This window comes from Lacrimispora algidixylanolytica (genome assembly GCF_003609635.1).
Lineage (GTDB): Bacteria > Bacillota > Clostridia > Lachnospirales > Lachnospiraceae > Lacrimispora > Lacrimispora algidixylanolytica.
Genome location: NZ_MCIA01000031.1, coordinates 220,333 through 239,679, shown reverse-complemented (window position 1 = coordinate 239,679; position 19,347 = coordinate 220,333). Strand labels below are relative to the sequence as shown.

The following is a 19,347-nucleotide window of genomic DNA, read 5'->3' as shown; positions in this document are numbered from 1 at the left end:
GGTGTTTAATGACTGATATTTATGAAAAACTTCTTGGTGCAGCAGATGAAAACCATATTAAAGTTGGGGAAGAGATGCGAAAGCACACCTCCTTTAAAGTGGGCGGACCTGCCGTCTACTTTGTGACCCCTTCCGATGAAAAAGAGCTTGCAGCAGTGCTGCTTGTCTGCCGGAAGGAAGAGGTTTCTTATTTCATTCTTGGAAATGGAAGCAATCTTTTGGTGGGAGATGAAGGGTTTGACGGAGTTGTCATATCAATGGATGGCTTTGTAGGCTGTGATGTGGACCTGGAAACAGGAGTAGTTCAGGCTGGTGCCGGATTGTCCTTAGCCCGAATTGCCCAGGAGGCTTATAAATCATCTTTGACTGGCTTTGAATTTGCAGCAGGAATTCCGGGTACACTGGGAGGAGCGGTTGTGATGAACGCCGGTGCATATGGTTCTGAGATGAAAGAGGTCTTACGTTCTGTTCGGGTATTAACTCCAGAAGGTGAAGTAAAGGAAATACCAGCGGCAGAGCTTTCTTTAGGATATCGGAACAGTTGTATTGTAACGATGCAGTATGTGGTATTGTCTGCCAAGATCCGGCTAAAAGATGGAGACCCGGTCTCCATTAAGAGCAGAATGGATGAACTTGCTGGTAGGAGAAAAGATAAGCAACCATTAGAATATCCCAGTGCAGGCAGTACCTTTAAAAGACCGGAAGGTTATTTTGCAGGGAAACTGATTGAAGATGCAGGACTGAGAGGATTTACCCTTGGCGGTGCTCAGGTATCAGAAAAGCATTGTGGGTTTGTTGTAAATAAAGATCATGCCACAGCGGCAGAGATCAAAGCATTGTGTGAAGAAGTGAAAGCCCGGGTAAAGCAAAAATCCGGAGTAGAACTTGAGATGGAAGTAAAGACGTTGGGTAAGTTTTGACAATGCAAAGGAGAATAACGTGAGGCTTGTAATAGTAACTGGCATGTCTGGAGCAGGAAAGACTCAGGCGTTAAAGATGTTGGAAGATATAGGATTTTACTGTGTGGATAATCTTCCAATTCCTCTGATTGAAAAATTCGCAGAACTGACCCTTAATAATCCGGATGGGACGCCGAATGCTGCTCTGGGAATCGATATCCGAAGCGGAGAAGATTTATCGGTAATAAACCGGATTTTTGATGAATGGTCCAGAAACCGGGTGCCCTTTGAAATTCTTTTCCTGGATGCTGGAGATGAGACTCTCATCAAACGGTATAAGGAAACCAGAAGGGCACACCCTCTGGCAGCCGGAGGACGGATTGACAGCGGAATCGAAAAAGAACGAGGTAAACTTGCTTTTTTAAAAGAAGAAGCGGATTATATCATTGACACCAGCAAGCTCCTCACGAAGGAACTAAGACAGGAACTGGAAAAGATTTTTGTAAATCATGAATCTTACCGGAATTTATATATTACCTTGCTTTCTTTTGGTTTTAAGTATGGAATTCCATCTGATGCTGACCTGGTTTTTGATGTCAGGTTTCTTCCAAATCCTTACTATGTGGAAGAACTGCGTAACAAAACAGGAGAAGAAAAAGTGGTGCGGGACTATGTGAAGCAAAATGGGACCGCAGATATATTTTTGGACAAGCTTAATGATATGCTGGATTTTCTCATTCCCAATTATGTACAGGAAGGGAAGAATCAGCTTGTGATTGCCATTGGTTGTACCGGAGGCAAGCATCGTTCTATAACGATTGCAAGAGATGTTTACGAAAGGCTTAAGCCGAGAGAAGAATTCGGACTTAAGATAGAACATAGGGATATTGATAAGGACAATATACAGAAAAGGACGGTCTAGATATGTCATTTTCTTCCAAGTTAAAAGAAGAGCTTTCCAGGCAGATTAGCCCGGCAAGGCATTGTCAGATTGCGGAAATGGCTGCCATCATCAGCCTTTGCGGAAAAATAATAATATCCGAAGACGACCGCTACACCATCAAGATCCATACGGAAAATGTAGCAGTTGCAAGAAAGTACTTTACATTATTGAAAAAAACATTTAATATTAGTACTGATGTTTCTATTAGAAGAAACGCATATTTAAACAAGAACCGGACGTATACAGTAACGATCCGTGAACATGAGGATGCCCTTAGGGTATTGCATGCTGTAAAGCTTCTTGATGAAAACGGAGAAGTTGGGGAAAACTTAAATGTAGTACAGAACGTAGTCATTCAACAGTTCTGCTGTCGAAGAGCTTTTATCAGAGGCGCTTTTTTGTCTTCGGGTTCTATAAGTGATCCTGAAAAATTCTATCATTTTGAAATTGTATGTGCTACAGAAGAAAAAGCAGAGCAGTTAAAGAATATTATTGCAACATTTGACCTTGAAGCTAAGATTGTAAAGAGAAAGCGTTATTACGTAGCCTATATCAAAGAGGGAAACCAGATCGTGGATATCTTAAACGTGATGGAAGCCCCGATTACCTTAATGGAGCTTGAGAATATTAGGATTTTAAAGGACATGCGTAACAGCGTAAATCGTCAGGTGAACTGCGAAACTGCTAATATTAATAAAACGGTATCCGCTGCGGTCAAGCAGATAGAAGATATAGAATATATCAAAGATACAATTGGACTAGATGATCTTCCTGACAACTTAAGGGAGGTCGCGAGAGAAAGACTTGAAAGACCGGAATCTACGCTAAAAGAGCTTGGAGAAGCGCTCGACCCGCCTGTAGGAAAATCAGGAGTGAATCATAGGCTTAGAAAGCTATGCGATTTGGCTGGGCGGCTGCGAACCACAGGTATGGGCAGCAGAATGTAATAGATTCGTTCATAGGAATGAGGAGGATAATTATGGTAAGAAAAACAGTCACCGTGGAACTTGCATCAGGCTTAGAAGCCAGACCGGTTGCTATGTTGGTTCAAGTTGCGAGTCAGTATGATAGCAATATCTATGTGGAAATGGAATCCAAAAGAGTCAATGCAAAGAGCATTATGGGAATGATGACCCTAGGCCTTGCGGCTGGAGAACAGATTACGGTCGCTGCTGATGGTACAGATGAAGAACAGGCAATTACTGAGATTGAGAAGTATTTAAGCAATCATGAGTGAATCTGAAATAATATAAGTTAGTTAGGCGGAGATTTCCATTAAGTGACATGGAGGCTCCGCCTTTTGTACGTTCCTCTAAAAGTTAGGATAAAATGTTTCAGGGTGTGTTTCTTTGTGTTATAATAGAAGAAATCAGCGAAGAAGGAGATACGACAGATGGCATTTACGCATTTACACGTTCATACAGAATACAGTCTTTTGGATGGTTCCAGTAAGATAAAAGAGCTTGTGCGAAGAGTCAAAGAATTAGGTATGGACAGCGTAGCAATCACGGACCACGGTGTCATGTATGGCGTGATTGATTTTTACAGAGCAGCCAGGGAAGCGGAAGTTAAGCCCATCATTGGGTGTGAGGTATATGTGACCTCCGGATCAAGATTTGACCGGGAAGTCAGTAATGGAGAAGATAGATATTACCATCTAGTGCTGCTTGCGGAAACAAACCAGGGATATCAAAACCTGATGAAGATTGTTTCCAAGGGATTTGTGGATGGTTTTTATTATAAACCTAGAGTGGATTATGAACTTTTGGAACAATACCATGAAGGGATCATAGCGCTTAGTGCATGTCTTGCAGGAGAAGTTCAGCGGTTGATTGGCCGTGGGATGTATGAACAGGGAAAGGCAGCAGCGTTTCACTATCAGGAGATATTTGGAAAAGGGAATTTCTTTCTGGAGCTTCAGGATCATGGAATCCCGTCGCAGAAGACGGTAAACCAAGGATTAGTTCGCATGAGTCAGGAAACAGGAATTGAACTGGTAGCAACCAATGATATTCATTATACGTATGCAGAAGACGAAGCGCCTCATGATATCCTCTTGTGCATTCAAACTGGCAAAAAAGTTGCAGATGAGAATCGAATGCGCTACGAGGGTGGTCAGTATTATTGTAAGACCGAGGAAGAGATGAGAAAGCTATTCTCTTTTGCCACTCAAGCCATTGATAATACACAAAAAATCGCAGATCGTTGTAATGTGGAGATAGAGTTTGGTGTCACCAAGCTTCCCAAGTACGATGTACCAGAAGAATATGATGCTTGGTCTTATTTAAATAAACTTTGTCTGGAAGGCTTTGCAAATCATTATCCGAAGGATGAGGATGGTACGTTAAAGGAGAGACTGGACTACGAACTGGATGTCATTCATTCCATGGGGTATGTAGACTATTTCTTAATCGTATGGGATTTTATCCATTACGCAAGGTCACAGAATATTATTGTTGGGCCTGGAAGAGGCTCTGCGGCAGGCAGTATCGTCTCTTACTGCCTGGGTATTACGAACATCGATCCCATACGTTATAATTTGCTATTTGAACGTTTCCTTAACCCGGAACGAGTATCCATGCCCGATATCGATATTGACTTCTGCTACGAAAGACGGCAGGAGGTCATTGACTATGTAGTGGAGAAGTACGGGAAGGATCAGGTAGTACAGATCGTAACCTTTGGTACGCTGGCAGCAAAAGGTGTGGTCCGGGACGTTGGTAGAGTGCTAGACATGCCTTATGCCCGCTGTGATGCCATCGCAAAGATGATTCCCGGAGATCTGGGCATGACCTTAGAGAAAGCCTTAAAACAAAGCCCTGATCTGCGTAGTGCCTATAACGAAGATCCCGAGGTAAAGTACCTGATTGATATGTCCATGCGTTTGGAAGGTCTACCAAGACATACTTCCATGCATGCGGCAGGCGTTGTAATCAGCCAAACCTCTGTGGATGAATATGTTCCCCTGTCAAAAGCGGCAGACGGATCCATTACCACCCAGTTTACCATGACCACTTTGGAAGAATTGGGATTGTTAAAAATGGACTTTTTAGGTCTTCGTACGCTTACGGTAATCCAGAATGCGGTGGCCGGTGTCGAGCGAAATAGAGATATCATCATTGATATGGATCAGATTGATTATAACGATAAGGCAGTGCTTGATTCCATTGGAACAGGTAAAGATGACGGTGTGTTTCAGTTAGAGAGCTCTGGAATGAAAAGCTTTATGAAGGAATTAAAGCCAGAGAGCCTAGAAGACATTATTGCCGGAATCTCTCTTTATCGTCCAGGTCCTATGGACTTTATTCCGAAGTATCTAAAGGGAAAGAATGACAGAGCTTCCATTACCTTTGACTGTCCTCAGCTTGAACCGATTTTAAGGCCTACCCATGGCTGTATCGTATACCAGGAGCAAGTTATGCAGATCGTTCGAGATCTGGCCGGCTATACCCTGGGGCGAAGCGATCTTGTCCGCAGAGCCATGTCAAAAAAGAAGACATACGTCATGGAAAAAGAACGACAGAACTTTGTGTACGGTAATCCAGAAGAAGGGGTTACCGGCTGTATTGCCAATGGTATTGATGAAAAGGTGGCAAATCGAATCTATGATGAGATGATTGATTTCGCCAAGTATGCTTTTAATAAATCCCATGCGGCGGCTTATGCAGTGGTATCTTATCAGACCGCTTATCTAAAATATTATTATACTCAGGAGTTTATGGCGGCCTTAATGACATCTGTAATGGATAATGTAACAAAGGTATCGGAATATATCCTAAATTGCAGGCAGATGGGAATAAAGATTCTCCCTCCGGATATTAATGAGGGAGAAAGCGGATTTTCAGTATCAGCAGGTTCAATTCGTTATGGATTATCTGCGATTAAAAGCGTAGGAAGATCAGTGGTGGAGCTTATTGTTCAGGAACGGGAGCAAAATGGGGTGTTCCATGATATCGAAGACTTCATCGACCGGATGAGCAATAAGGAAGTTAACAAGAGAACCTTGGAAAACTTTATTAAGTCAGGGGCCCTAGATACCCTTGCAGGAACAAGAAAACAGAAACTTTTAATCGCTCCAGAGTTACTAGATCAAAGGACGAAGGAGCGCAAAAACACCATGGAAGGTCAGATGACTCTTTTTGACTTTGCTGGGGAAGAGGAAAAGACCCACTACCAGATCACCTTTCCAGAAGTGGGAGAATTTTTAAAAGAAGATATTTTAGCATTTGAGAAAGAAACTTTGGGAATATACTTAAGTGGCCACCCTATGGAAGCTTATGAAGATACTTGGAGAAATAACATCACAGCGGTTACCAATGATTTTATTGTAGATGAGGAAATCGGAGCAGCAAAAGTCTCAGATGGATCTTATGTGACCATCGGAGGAATGATTACTGCTAAAACAGTAAAAACTACAAGAAATAACAAAATGATGGCTTTTATAACCTTGGAGGATCTCTTAGGATCAGTGGAAGTAATCGTCTTTCCAAAGGATTATGAAAGCAAGCGAGACTTGTTTGTGGAAGAATCCATTGTGTTTATTCAGGGAAGAGTCTCCATTGGTGACGATCCGGTGGGAAAACTAGTTTGCGAACGGGTGACTCCGTTTTCAGTGTTGCCAAAGGAGCTTTGGTTGAAATTCCCGGATAAGGAAGCTTATGTAGATGTTGAGAGAGAGCTTCTTGAAGCTTTAAAGGATTCAGAGGGGAATGATTCTGTCATCATTTATCTGGAAAAAGAAAGGGCGAAAAAGGTTCTTCCAAGTAATCGAAATGTGAATGCCAATGAAGAATTACTTCGTCATCTAACAGGAAAACTTGGTGAAAAAAATGTCAAAGTTATGGAAAAAAAACTTGAAAAGATTGGGAAAATGAATTAGAATACAACATGTACGTATTGAAAAACAATATTAGTATCCATAAATCAGGAGGAAGTTACTATGGCAAATCAAGTGAAAACCATTGGCGTATTAACCAGCGGCGGGGATGCACCGGGTATGAATGCTGCAATTCGCGCTGTTGTTAGAACTGCAATCCATAAAGGAATGAAGGTTAAGGGAATCATGAGGGGATACGCGGGCCTTCTGCAGGAAGAAATCGTGGATATGGACAGCACCAGTGTGTCTGATATCATTCATCGAGGAGGAACGATTCTTTATACAGCCAGATGTCAGGAGTTTATGACGATTGAAGGGCAGAAAAAAGGTGCCGAGATCTGCCGGAAGAATAACATTGACGGTATAGTGGTGATAGGAGGAGACGGTTCTTTCCGCGGAGCTGGGAAGCTGTCTGCACTTGGTATTAATACCATTGGACTTCCGGGTACGATTGATTTGGATATTGCATGCACAGACTATACCATTGGCTTTGATACGGCAGTTAATACTGCTATGGAAGCGATTGATAAAGTACGTGATACATCGACTTCTCATGAACGCTGCAGCATCATTGAGGTAATGGGCCGCAATGCCGGATACATTGCTCTTTGGTGTGGCTTTGCAAACGGTGCGGAAGATATTCTTCTTCCAGAGCGGTATGATGGTGATGAACAGTCCCTGATTAACCGCATTATCGATAACAGAAAGCGTGGAAAGAAGCATCACATCATCATCAATGCGGAAGGCATCGGACATTCTTCCTCCATGGCAAGAAGGATCGAGGCTGCTACCGGAATTGAGACGAGAGCCACTATTCTGGGCCATATGCAAAGAGGTGGAGCACCAACCTGCAAAGACCGTGTTTACGCTTCTATTATGGGAGCCAGAGCTGTTGAGCTTCTTAATGAAGGAAAGAGCAACCGTATCGTAGGCTACAAGCATGGAGAATACGTTGATTTTGATATCCAGGAAGCTTTGGCTATGACAAAAGACATACCAGAAGACCAGTATCAAATCAGCAAAATGCTGGTTAGATAATTAGAACATAAAAAAGCTTCCTATTATTTATTAGGAGTTTCTAAAAATGCGTGTTGAATGGATATTGAAACCATTCAGCACGCATTTTTAAATTAATTTATAATAGATTTTCCAGCCAGGTTTTCGCTAGAGGGATCCAGCTTTGACAGGAAGGAACAATGAATTTACCGTCCTCTCCGGAGACCTCTTTGTTTGCAAGGGATAAGCCGTGACAGCCAGTTGGATAGATATGCATTTCCACACTGACTCCGTGGTCAGTCAAAGCATCTGCCAGCAGATAGCTGTTTTTTACAGGAACAGCATCATCGCTGGAGGTGTGCCAGATGAATGTGCTTGGCGTGTGTGGGCCTACCTGATGCTCTAGGGAAACCAGATGTCTTATTGCTTCATCCTCTGCTCTGGATCCTAATAAATTGATAAAGGAACCGAAATGACAGGAGGGACCTGCAGATATAACTGGATAAGCCAAAATCATGCCATTAGGCCGAATATCCTCTGGGGTTAATCCAATTGGACCATATAGGAAGGACTGATTCCAGAACGCCCCTAAGCTGCAAGCCAAATGTCCGCCCGCAGAAAAGCCGGCAACCACAATTTTTTCAGGATCAATCTGATACTCTGTAGCCATGGAGCGTACCATGGAGACCGCCATAGCCAATTCCATTTGGGGATAGGGAAAGCCGTCTGGTACCAGACTGTAATAAAGGACGAACGCATGATAGCCCATGGCTAAGAACTGCATAGCGATTGGTTCTCCTTCTCGGTCTGATAAATGACCATAACCGCCGCCCGGACAGATGATCACCGCTGGCCGCTTCCTGTCCTCGCATACAGAGATAGAATCAAGGATATAAGCGTCCAGACTAGCTGTAACGGAAGTCTTTTTAAAGCCAGCCTGTTCCTCTGAAATTAAAATACTTTTTGTAAAATGCTTCATGATCCACCGCCATTCCATTCCTTACGAAATTATATTAGATTTAATTCTCTTCCAGAACCGTTACCACACCTTCATATAAGGTTTTCGCCGCTTCATCTGGTGTGATATCATTCGCACTTAGCTTACCAAATACCTTATAGTACAAACCATCTGGATTTGCTTTTAACTCGCTGTTATCGAACTGAGGATCCTGAAGGAATTTACAATAACCTAGAACTTTTGCGTTAGCTTCCTTTGTCATAGCATCGCCGATTCCTTTTTCTTCAAGGATCTTAAGCGCGGCTGCAGAGCAAGGAACACCACGGGTTGTTGAAAGAGTTTCAACGCCTACTGGATCATTTAAAAGGAAATTCACTAGCATAGCAGCTTCTTTTGGATGCTTAGTCGATGCTTTGACTGCGAAGTCCATAGAAATTTTTGTGGAGCCGCCGTTGAAATCACCAAACTTAAGGAAATCACCAATAATAAATTCCTGACCTGGTTTGTTCACGCTGCCTTCTAAAGATGCTTTAACCTTGGATACACCGGAATCCCATTCCATAAGACCAGCATATTTTCCATCGATCCATTTTGCATTCTTGTCAAGAGAGTCAGCCATATCGCCGCTGATTGTTGCAATGCTAGGGATTACATGTTCGTCTTCTAACTTCTTTAAGAAGTCCATGCCTTCTTTGAGTTCAGCTTCTGTGTAATTTAACTTTCCATCTTCAATCCATTCTTTGCCGTACTTCGCTTCCAGGTAATATACCATAAAAATTGCGCGGTCATATTCGCCGAGAGCCAGAGGATAGTAGTCTTTGTCAAAAGCTTTAAACGCTGCACCAGCAGCAAGAAGAGAAGCTTCATCAGTAGGAACTGCTACCCCTATTTCGTCAAACGTTGTCTTGTTCCAGTAGAAGAGGCGTCCGGTTAAAGAAATAGGAACAGCCATGAGCTTTCCATTGATTTCATTTGATTTTAATTTATCCTCAGGGAACTGGGTTAAATCAAGAACATCGGAATACTGGTTTAAATCCAGGTAGGTTTCCCCGCCCTTACTGTAATCCTTTACCCAGTTAGATCCGATCTGGATGATATCAGCACATTCTCCACTTAAAATTCCAAGAGACTGCTTTTCTTCCCAGCCGGTCCACGCACCATATTCTGATGTTACCTTAATATTTGGGTGTTTTTCCATGAATTTTTTGATTGCATCTTCTGTAGCGGTATGTCTTTCGTCACCGCCCCACCAGGACATGCGAAGCTCAACTGGTTCGGTTGATGCAGAGTCACTTCCTGCTGTAGTATCTGACTGTGCAGTCGTTGCTGCTTTGGAGTCAGCCTTGCCCTGAGAGCTGCCACATGCTGTTAAAGATAAGCCCATGGCTGCGGATAAAGCGATTGCTGTAAGTTTGGCCAGCTTCTTTTTCATAATTACTTCCTCACTTTCATTTTGCCATATGTTTTAGTCAATGGAATTCGGAAAAACAATCCCATATGTAATGTAAGCGCTTACACACCAACACCATATTTATCTTACCATAAGACGTGAAAGATAAAAGGTAAAAAGTAAATAAAAAAAATAATATTTATTATGGAAAACATCTAAAATAAGCAAATAAAATAGCGATTAAAAACTTGATAAATTAAAATATAGTAAATAATGTATAAATATATATAGTAAAATAATATTAAAAACATGAAAAATGTATAATATAGTTTTATTTCTTGCAAACCTTTGCAATATTAACTTGGGGGAGATGACAATGGAAATTAATAATGATATGATAAGCGAAAATGGGAGGAGAAGCTATGGCTGTAACTATAAAAGATATTGCTGCTTATGCGGGAGTTTCTTACTCGACCGTTTCTAGAGCCTTAAATGGCAGTGGTGCGGTAGAAGAAGCAAAGAAAGAAAAAATACTTGAGATTGCGCGGTCAATGGGATATGTTCCCAATCAGGCGGCAATTATGTTGAAAAAGTCAAAATCACGGAACATAGGTCTATGCTTTTCTACAATCAGCAAATCCACTTCTCCTTATATTCTTCACGATGTGTTGATTGGGGTATACGGTGTTATTGGAAGTGATTATCATATCATCGTAAAAGCGATGGATATGCATGAACCGGGAACGTTAAATCAAAGTAATTTTGCAGGACTCTTAATTATGTCCCAGACTGATCGAGATGAAGAGTTTGTGGAAGAAGCGAGGGCCAAGGGGATTCCAATGATAGCCATCAGCCGCAGGATTCACTCAGGAGTGCCGGCCGTGGTCACCGATGAAAAGGGCGGTATGGAGAAGGTTATGGATTACTTATTGGAACAAGGCCACAGGAGAATTGGTGTAATTGAAGGCAATCCGAATCTGGAAGCAACCATGCTCCGTCATGAAGGTTTTTGGCAGGCAGCAAGCCGGTGGGGGCTAGATGCTAAGTCCATTCCTATTGAGTATGGAAATTACCGTTATAACAGCGGGAGACTTGCGGCGGGAAAACTCCTTGATGCCCACAATGATTTGACGGCTATCTTATGTTTTAATGATGAAATGGCAATGGGAGCAATAATAGCTACCACGGAGCGGGGATTAAAGGTGCCAGAGGACATTTCCATAACAGGGTTTGACAACTTAGATATTTCCGGTTATGCTGATATAAGGTTGACCACAGTGGAACGCAATTCAATACAGATTGCCGCAGAAGGGGCTAGAATGCTCCTTGCCTATATGCAAGAGGGAGCATTGCCAAAGGACGTGTGGCTGGAAAACCGTCTGGTAAAAAGAAACACAGTGAGTAACCAACAACAGCGTGTGAATCGATAACAACAGATTAGAGAGAAAGTAAAGAGAGGAATACGAGCGTGGATGCAATTGAGATGTACATCAATGAGCTAATGGAAAAAAGTACGCCGGATTGTCCGGCCTGGAACATTGAAAAACTCCTTCTTGGAGAAAAATCAGACTGGAATTATATTGACGGCTGCATGATCAAGGCTATTTTAGAAATGTATGCCATAACAAAGGACTCCAGATATTTTGAGTTTGCAGATGCTTTTATTGATCATCGGGTAAGAGAAGATGGAACCATAGACGGATATGATGTGAACGAATTAAACATCGATAACATCAACGCCGGAAAAACCCTGTTTGAGCTTTATGATCTGACCGGTAAGGAAAAATATAGAAAAGCAATTGATTTAATATACAGCCAAATTGGTATGATGCCAAGAACGGAAGAGGGTAACTTCTGGCATAAGAATATATATCCAAACCAGGTATGGCTTGATGGCCTTTATATGTGTCAGCCATTTTACATGGAATATGAAACCAGGTTCCATGAGAAAAAGAACTGTGGTGACATCTACAGTCAATTTGCCAATGTAAAGCAATGTATGAGTGATTCGGAGACAGGTCTTTATTACCATGCTTACGATTCTAAGCGAGAGATGTTCTGGTGTGATAAAGTCACAGGTTTGTCCCAGAATTTTTGGTTGAGAGCCCTTGGCTGGTATTCCATGGCACTTTTGGATACTATGGATAAAGCTGATTCTTCAGATGTGGCTGAAGTAAGTAATATGAAAGAGGCATTCTTAGGCCTTATCAATGCTATGTTAAAATACCAGGACGAAAGCGGTATGTGGTATCAGGTTGTTAATTTAGGAGGAATGGATAAGAATTATTTAGAAACCAGTGGAAGTGCAATTTTCTCCTATGCTATTTTAAAAGGTGTACGCCTTGGATATCTTCCTGAGTCCTATGCCCAGTACGGGAAAAAAGCCTTTCTAGGAATATGTGATAGATATCTTCATCTGGAAGAAGGCAATATGAGTCTTGGGGGAATTTGTCTGGTTGCTGGACTTGGAGGACAAAACAGAAGGAATGGAACCTTTGATTATTACATGTCAGAGCCTATTGTAAAAGATGATGCAAAAGGAGTAGGACCCTTCCTGCTTGCATATACAGAGATGGTACGGACCGGCTGGACATACCTTTCATAAAATGAAAAGATAGGATCAGAACCTTAGAGCGGTTCTGATCCTATCTTTGTTTAGCTCAGACTGTTTTGAGCATATTTTTTTGGTGAAATACCTGTTTTTTTAGTAAAAGCTTTGAAAAAGTTACTGTAATCATTAAATCCGCACATGCCATAAACCTCATTGACGCTGTATCCACCAGACAAAAGAGTCTGAGCAAGCTCGATTCTGCGACTGGTAATGTAGGAATTAATGGTAGTACCAGTCCCCTTTTTAAATAACCGGCAAAGATAAGAGGAGCTTAAATAAAAATGTGCGGCTATTTCTCCGATGCTGAGTGGAGAATCTATATTGTGGTGGATATAAGTAATAATATCTGCCACTTTACTGTTGAAGTACTGCCTCTGATCCTGAGATTCGTCACCAAAGGAGGCATCTATGGTGATTTTTGTCAAAAAAATCATAAACTCGGCGAAAACAGAACGTTCCTCGATATCTTGTCCAAACCCTTCCTGGGCGGATAATTTGTTGATATAGTAGATAAAACGTCGTTGTTGGCCCTGGTTAAGAGCAATGCGGTGGGAGAATTTGTCAGGTCTGTGAGTAAAACAATAGGTTAAATCAGTAAGTTCTGTAGAGATGCTTTGTAAGTAAGATGGGTCTATGAAAATGGCGTACCTTTCATGAGGAATTGAAGTGTCCATTTGGAGCACTTGGTGCTTTTCGTGAGAGTTAATCATGAACAAACTCCCTGGATCTACGCGGTAATTTTTGTCATCAATTAAAAAAGTACGTTCTCCGCTGATGGAAAAATTAAACTCATGACAGCGGTGGCTGTGCATACTTAATACGCCTGATTCTTTATGAAGATGTGCAATAGAGAAGTATCTGGAAGCCATGCAATGGTCAATTCCGTCCGAATATGAGGTAAGTACTTTCATAATTTGTATTCTCCTTAGCTAATATTACTAAAATTATACCACAGGATGTCAATATATTCAATGTTTTGTGCTGTATTTGAAATGAATTATAACAGGAGAGGTGCTATAATATAGAAAAAGCACAGTGTAAGCGCTTACGCAACAGATGAGAAAATTGTTGGAATTTGTAAATGCAGCACCGCGCTTTGAAAGAACTCGTTTGAGGGATAGATAAAAGGAGAGAGAGAAATGAGAAAAATCAAACAGTGGACAGCAATGGGGTTAGCGACTGTTATGGCTATGTCTTTATCTGCTTGTGCAGGTAGCAAGGGTGGAACATCTGAGACAACCAGTGCAGCAGAAACATCAAAGGCAGCAGAGACAACTTCGGCAGCAGCATCAAACACTACTTCCGGAGAGCCAGTAGAACTCAAGTTTTCCTGGTGGGGTGGAGACAGCAGACATGCTGCAACAGAAGAAGCAATCAAAGCATTTACAGCAAAGTATCCTAATATTAAAGTAACTCCTGAGTACGGCGCATGGACAGGCTGGGAAGAGAAGCAGTCCTTAAACATCTTAGGCGGTAACGCTGCTGATGTTATGCAGATCAACTGGAACTGGATTGATTCCTACGGCCAGGGCGGAAAATCATTCGCTAATCTTGAAGATTACTCTGATGTTCTTGATTTAAAACAGTTTTCACCAGAAAGCCTTGAGCTTTGCAAATTAGACAAAAAGTTAATGGCAGTTCCAATTTCTTTAACAGGACGTCTTTTCTATTGGAATAAATCCGCTTTTGATGAAGTTGGAGTAGCAATTCCTACAGATCTTGATTCTCTGAATAAAGCAGGAGAAGCATTCAAAGCAAAAGATCCTGATATGTATCCATTAGCAGTTGGTGAGTACGATCGTATGATCTTAATGGTTTACTACCTTGAGTCTAAATATGGCAAAAACTGGGTAGATGAAGGACAGATCAGCTACACAGAAGAAGAAGTAAAAGATGGTATGGATTTCATCACTGGCTTAGAGCAGAAGCATGTAATTCCTACATTAGCAACCATCAGCGGTGATATGGCTGACTCTCTTGACAAAAATGCAAAATGGATTGATGGCAAGTATGCAGGTATCTTTGAGTGGGATTCTTCCGCTTCCAAGTTCAAAAAAGCTCTTGAAGGCAGTGTAAACAAGCCAAACCAGGAATTCGTTCTTGGCGATTTCATTAAGATGGGCAACAACAACGGTGGATTTACAAAGATCTCCATGGCATATGCAGTTTCATCAAGCTCCAAGCATCCAAAAGAAGCAGCTATGTTAATTGATTTCCTTTTGAATGACGAAGAAGGCGTAAAGTTGGTTTCCACAGAGAGAGGAATTCCTTGTTCTACAGAAGGCTTAAAGATTCTTCAGGATAACAAGCTTGGCGATCCTTTAACAATCGAAGCTAACACAAAGGTTATGGGCTACAGCAAGTTCACTCTGGACAGCAAATTTGAGCACAACGACTTAAAGGCTAACCCAGACGGCGTTTACTACAAAGTATTTGGTAAATTAAGTGCAGGTGAAATTGATTCCAAGCAGGCAGCTAGCGACTTAATCAAAGGCGTTACAGATACTCTTGAGAACTAATCATTAAGTAGTGTAATACATTTTTCATACGAGCCGCCATATGGTTATGGCGGCTCCCATAAAGAAAAGGGCAGATAAAAGTCATGGAATGCAGATATGAGACATTGAAACCATACCAGTTGGTGGGAGCAATGCAGATGTATGAGGCAACGAAAGAAGTGGCCTATCAAGAATTTGTATTGAATCACATAGCCGGGCTTAAAACCCTGGAGGGGACGGCAGGCATCCTGCCGATGCAGGATTATTTAGCATATTTTTTTGCTTATGGGCAAACAGACAATGAGGAATACAGACAAGAGATTGATTCAGCAATGGATTTAAATGAATGGACTTTGGATTTCATGCCATTTGTTACAGCGTATGAAACAAGCTATAATAGCAAAGAACATTACAACGAAATTGCTGCTATGTTTCGAAACAAAGAGTCTTTTACCGGGACTGAATTAGTGGCCTTGATCGAAACCATCAATCAGATGTCAGAAGAGATCTACGAATATTATAGAGAATTAAGGGATTTGTTTAAGGTTATAGTCAAAGAAAAGATGAAAAACCTCCCGGATTCTCCTGAAATTTTGGAAATCGGTTATTCCATCCTGAAGGCGTGCAATATAGGGGTACTCCAGAAGGAGAGATACAGTAATTTCGGGGAACTTGTTTGGAAAACTATTGCGGGGAACAATAATAATACTTGCGTAGGTTTAGAATCTATGATCAATGCGCAATATACAATACTTAGAAAACAGGAGGTATAAGCAGTATGAAGTCTAAGGGTATTAATAAGTTCCTTTCAGATAATGCGGGATTTTTCTTTGTACTACCGTGGCTGATTGGATTTATACTTTTTAAGGTATATCCATTCGCATCTTCACTGTACTATAGCTTTACAAATTATGACCTGTTCAGTGGTGTTACTAAGACAGGCTTTATGAACTATAATAAGATCTTCACAGATTCTGATATCAGAAGAGCTTTCATGGTTACATTCAAGTATGCAATTATTGATGTTCCAGTAAAGCTGACATTTGCATTGTTCATTGCATATATTCTAAATTTTAAATTAAAAGGTGTTAACTTTTTTAGAACTGCATATTATATTCCCTCCATCTTGGGCGGTTCCATCGCCATTGCAATTCTTTGGAGAGCTGTATTTAATACAGACGGTCTGATTAATACCGTAATTGGTGCATTTGGTGCTGAAAAAATTAACTGGATGGCTTCTGCCAACGGTGCTCTTACTGTAATCATTCTTTTGAGAGTTTGGCAGTTTGGTTCCGCCATGGTTATCTTCCTGGCCGCGCTAAAGGGAGTTTCAGAAGACCTTTATGAGGCAGCCTCCATTGATGGAGCAGGAAAGTGGACACAATTTTTCAAGATCACAGTTCCACTTATCACACCAGTTATTTTCTATAATCTGATTACCCAGTTATGCCAGGCATTCCAGGAGTTTAACGGACCTTTCCTTGTAACAAAGGGCGGACCTAACGGAGCGACTACACTGATTTCCATCTTGATTTACAACAACGCATTCTTACGTCATAAGATGGGTATGGCAAGTGCACAGGCATGGATTCTGTTCCTTATCGTTATGACCTTTACGGCTGTGGCGTTTGTAAGCCAGAAGAAATGGGTTTACTATTCAGATGAGGACGGGAGGTAAATAACATGACGAAAGAGACAAAAAGACAAATCAGCACTGCGATTCGTTATACGATGCTTATCGCGGTAGGTTTCATTATGGTATACCCCCTGATCTGGATGGTGGGAGCAACTTTTAAAACAAACTCAGAGATCTTCACCAGCGCATGGTTCTGGCCTAAGAATCCTGTTATGGACGGTTATGACAATGCATTTGTTGATTACGGCGGTAAGATCAACCTGATCAAGTCCATGTTAAACACTTATAAAATCGTAGTACCTAAAGTTATCTTTACTGTTTTCTCTGCTACCATTACTGCTTACGGTTTTGGACGGTTTGAGTTTAAGGGAAAAGCAATTATGTTCTCTTTGATGATCTCCACTTTATTCCTTCCTCAGGTAGTTTTAAACGCACCACAGTACATCATGTTCAACCAGTGGGGCTGGACTAACTCATATCTTCCTCTTGTTGTTCCTTCTCTATTTGCAGGAGACACTTACTTCCTGTTCATGTTGGTACAGTTTTTAAGAGGTGTTCCAAAGGAACTGGAAGAAGCAGCTAAGATTGACGGTTGTAGTTATGTAAAGACTTTATGGTATGTAATTGTTCCTATGTTAAAACCATCTTTGGTTTCCGTAGCACTGTTCCAGTTTATGTGGACCACCAATGACTTTATGGGACCCCTCATTTACGTTTCTGATATGCCGAAATACACAAACTCCATTTACTTACGTATGTCAATGGATGGCGATGTCGGATTCCAGTGGAATCGAATTTTAGCAATGTCTTTAATCTCTATCATTCCATCTCTGATTGTGTTCTTCTGTGCACAAGAAGCTTTTATTGATGGCATTGCAGCCGGTGGCGTAAAAGGTTAATTAAATTAGATTGGGCGTAGTATTAAGTTGCTGCGCCCTTTTTGAATATACAAAAAGAAAATGCGAGGTTAAGTCAGTATGAAACTTAGAGTTGCTTTAAAGACAGCACGTTCTGCAACCATTGAAACCATAACAGAGCAGATCTATGAATATGATACTCCTGGAACTATTTTAGTAAATGGAGAAAGCCATGGAGAGACAAAAAAGACCGTATTTACTTTGTTTGACTTAAAACCGGATATGGATTATAATATCTGCTTGGAAAGAGATGGAATAAAAGCAGAAGTATTTTTCCGTACCGATCATGAGTTTGTGACCTTAGATGTTCGTGAAATCGGGGCAAAGGGCGATGGTATCCAAGATGATACTCCGTTTATCCAGGCAGCCATTATGGCTTGTCCTAAAGATGGAAGAGTACTTATTCCAAAAGGTACCTACCACATTACCAGCCTGTTTTTAAAGAGCCATATCAAGATAGAGCTTGCCGAAGGTGCCGAACTTCAGGCGGATACAGACCGTAACAAATTCCCAAGGTTTCCGGGTGTCATCGAAAGCTATGACGAAAAGGAAGATTATAATCTGGGAACATGGGAGGGCAACCCCTTACCGATGTTTGCCGGAATTATTACTGGTATCGATATAGAGGATGTTGTGATTTACGGAAGAGGTTTGATCAATGGACAGGCTGACTTTGATAACTGGTGGCACGATGTTCGACAGATGAAGATCGCCTTCCGCCCCCGTATGGTATTTTTAGAGAGATGTAAAAATGTCAGCTTACAGGGATTTTCTTTGAAGAACAGTCCGGCGTGGGTGCTTCATCCCTACTTTAGCCAAGATTTGAAATTCATTGATTTAACCATCAATAATCCTGCCAATTCCCATAATACAGACGGATTAGATCCGGAATCCTGCAAAGATGTTGAGATCCTGGGTGTTCATTTCTCTTTAGGAGATGACTGTATTGCCATCAAATCCGGGAAGATTTATATGGGACGTCGATATAAGAAACCATCAGAAAATATTGTCATCCGTCAATGCCTAATGGAAAATGGACACGGTGCGGTTACCGTAGGAAGTGAAGTAGGAGCCGGAGTTAAAAACATCCGGGTGGAATACTGTTTGTTTCGCCATACCGACAGAGGGTTAAGAATTAAGACGAGAAGAGGGCGGGGAAAAGATTCTGTGCTTTCCGAAATATATTTTGACCATATTCACATGGATCATGTTATGACACCTTTTGTGGTGAACAGCTTTTATTTCTGCGATCCAGATGGAAAATCCGATTATGTACAGTGTCGTGAAGCTCTACCTGTTGATGAGCGGACTCCCAGCATCAAAGGGCTGTATTTCACCAATATAAAAGCGGAAAATTGTCATGTGGCAGCTTCCTTCTTTTATGGACTTCCAGAGCAGAAGATTGAGCGTATTGAACTTAAGAATGTTGAAGTTTCTTTTGCAGAGGAGGCGAACATTGGTGCACCAGCCATGTTAAGCGGAATCGAGGAATGCTCTAAGAAAGGTTTCTTAATCAATAACGTTGAAACGTTGATTCTTGATCAGGTTTCGATTTCCGGTCAGGAAGGGGAAGCGTTTACTGTGACCAATGTGGATCACTATGATGTAATATAAAGGAGAGGT

Annotated in this window: 16 protein-coding genes; 13 read left to right on the top strand and 3 right to left on the bottom strand. The window is 41.4% G+C overall.

Features of this window, described 5'->3' with window-relative positions; genetic code table 11:
* Nucleotides 1-8 precede the first annotated feature (8 nt).
* From murB to pfkA, 6 genes are all read left to right on the top strand, one after another.
* Entirely contained in the window at nucleotides 9-920 is a 912-nt protein-coding gene (gene murB / locus BET01_RS16200; RefSeq protein ID WP_120197859.1) for a UDP-N-acetylmuramate dehydrogenase, read from the top strand.
* Nucleotides 921-939: 19 nt separating this feature from the next.
* Nucleotides 940-1,821, top strand: a complete 882-nt coding sequence (gene rapZ / locus BET01_RS16195; protein ID WP_120197857.1) for an RNase adapter RapZ — start codon at nucleotides 940-942, stop codon at nucleotides 1,819-1,821.
* A gap of 2 nt (nucleotides 1,822-1,823) precedes the next feature.
* A complete protein-coding gene (gene whiA, locus BET01_RS16190) occupies nucleotides 1,824-2,789 on the top strand; it encodes a DNA-binding protein WhiA (protein WP_120197856.1) in 966 nt (321 codons plus the stop codon).
* Between the two features lie 32 nt (nucleotides 2,790-2,821).
* Nucleotides 2,822-3,079: an HPr family phosphocarrier protein gene (locus BET01_RS16185; protein WP_120197855.1), complete on the top strand. Its 258-nt coding sequence runs from the start codon at nucleotides 2,822-2,824 to the stop codon at nucleotides 3,077-3,079.
* A gap of 156 nt (nucleotides 3,080-3,235) precedes the next feature.
* Nucleotides 3,236-6,721, top strand: coding sequence for a DNA polymerase III subunit alpha (locus BET01_RS16180; RefSeq protein WP_120197854.1), 3,486 nt, complete (start codon nucleotides 3,236-3,238; stop codon nucleotides 6,719-6,721).
* Between the two features lie 60 nt (nucleotides 6,722-6,781).
* Nucleotides 6,782-7,756 carry a 6-phosphofructokinase gene (gene pfkA, locus BET01_RS16175; RefSeq protein ID WP_120197853.1) on the top strand — a complete coding sequence of 325 codons (975 nt, stop codon included), beginning with the start codon at nucleotides 6,782-6,784 and terminating at the stop codon, nucleotides 7,754-7,756.
* Nucleotides 7,757-7,853: 97 nt separating this feature from the next.
* Here pfkA and BET01_RS16170 read toward each other — a convergent pair whose 3' ends face one another.
* Nucleotides 7,854-8,693, bottom strand: a complete 840-nt coding sequence (locus tag BET01_RS16170; protein WP_120197851.1) for an alpha/beta hydrolase — start codon at nucleotides 8,691-8,693, stop codon at nucleotides 7,854-7,856.
* A gap of 40 nt (nucleotides 8,694-8,733) precedes the next feature.
* Nucleotides 8,734-10,107, bottom strand: a complete 1,374-nt coding sequence (locus BET01_RS16165; RefSeq protein ID WP_120197849.1) for an ABC transporter substrate-binding protein — start codon at nucleotides 10,105-10,107, stop codon at nucleotides 8,734-8,736.
* A 377-nt stretch (nucleotides 10,108-10,484) separates the two neighbouring features.
* Here BET01_RS16165 and BET01_RS16160 point away from each other — a divergent pair, with 377 nt between their 5' ends.
* Entirely contained in the window at nucleotides 10,485-11,492 is a 1,008-nt protein-coding gene (locus BET01_RS16160; RefSeq protein WP_120197847.1) for a LacI family DNA-binding transcriptional regulator, read from the top strand.
* 38 nt (nucleotides 11,493-11,530) lie between these two features.
* A complete protein-coding gene (locus tag BET01_RS16155; RefSeq protein ID WP_120197845.1) occupies nucleotides 11,531-12,667 on the top strand; it encodes a glycoside hydrolase family 88/105 protein in 1,137 nt (378 codons plus the stop codon).
* Between the two features lie 50 nt (nucleotides 12,668-12,717).
* Here BET01_RS16155 and BET01_RS16150 read toward each other — a convergent pair whose 3' ends face one another.
* Nucleotides 12,718-13,584, bottom strand: a complete 867-nt coding sequence (locus BET01_RS16150; RefSeq protein WP_120197844.1) for a helix-turn-helix domain-containing protein — start codon at nucleotides 13,582-13,584, stop codon at nucleotides 12,718-12,720.
* 228 nt (nucleotides 13,585-13,812) lie between these two features.
* Between BET01_RS16150 and BET01_RS16145 the strand changes: the two genes are divergently transcribed.
* The 5 genes from BET01_RS16145 to BET01_RS16125 all read left to right on the top strand — a co-directional run bounded on the left by BET01_RS16145 (nucleotide 13,813) and on the right by BET01_RS16125 (nucleotide 19,338).
* Entirely contained in the window at nucleotides 13,813-15,192 is a 1,380-nt protein-coding gene (locus BET01_RS16145; protein WP_120197842.1) for an ABC transporter substrate-binding protein, read from the top strand.
* 83 nt (nucleotides 15,193-15,275) lie between these two features.
* Nucleotides 15,276-15,944, top strand: a complete 669-nt coding sequence (locus BET01_RS16140) for a hypothetical protein (RefSeq protein WP_147422826.1) — start codon at nucleotides 15,276-15,278, stop codon at nucleotides 15,942-15,944.
* A 5-nt stretch (nucleotides 15,945-15,949) separates the two neighbouring features.
* Nucleotides 15,950-16,849, top strand: coding sequence for a carbohydrate ABC transporter permease (locus BET01_RS16135; RefSeq protein ID WP_120197836.1), 900 nt, complete (start codon nucleotides 15,950-15,952; stop codon nucleotides 16,847-16,849).
* A 5-nt stretch (nucleotides 16,850-16,854) separates the two neighbouring features.
* Nucleotides 16,855-17,706, top strand: a complete 852-nt coding sequence (locus BET01_RS16130) for a carbohydrate ABC transporter permease (protein WP_120197835.1) — start codon at nucleotides 16,855-16,857, stop codon at nucleotides 17,704-17,706.
* Nucleotides 17,707-17,784: 78 nt separating this feature from the next.
* Complete coding sequence (locus BET01_RS16125) at nucleotides 17,785-19,338, top strand: glycoside hydrolase family 28 protein (protein ID WP_120197834.1); 1,554 nt, start codon at nucleotides 17,785-17,787, stop codon at nucleotides 19,336-19,338.
* Nucleotides 19,339-19,347 lie beyond the last annotated feature (9 nt).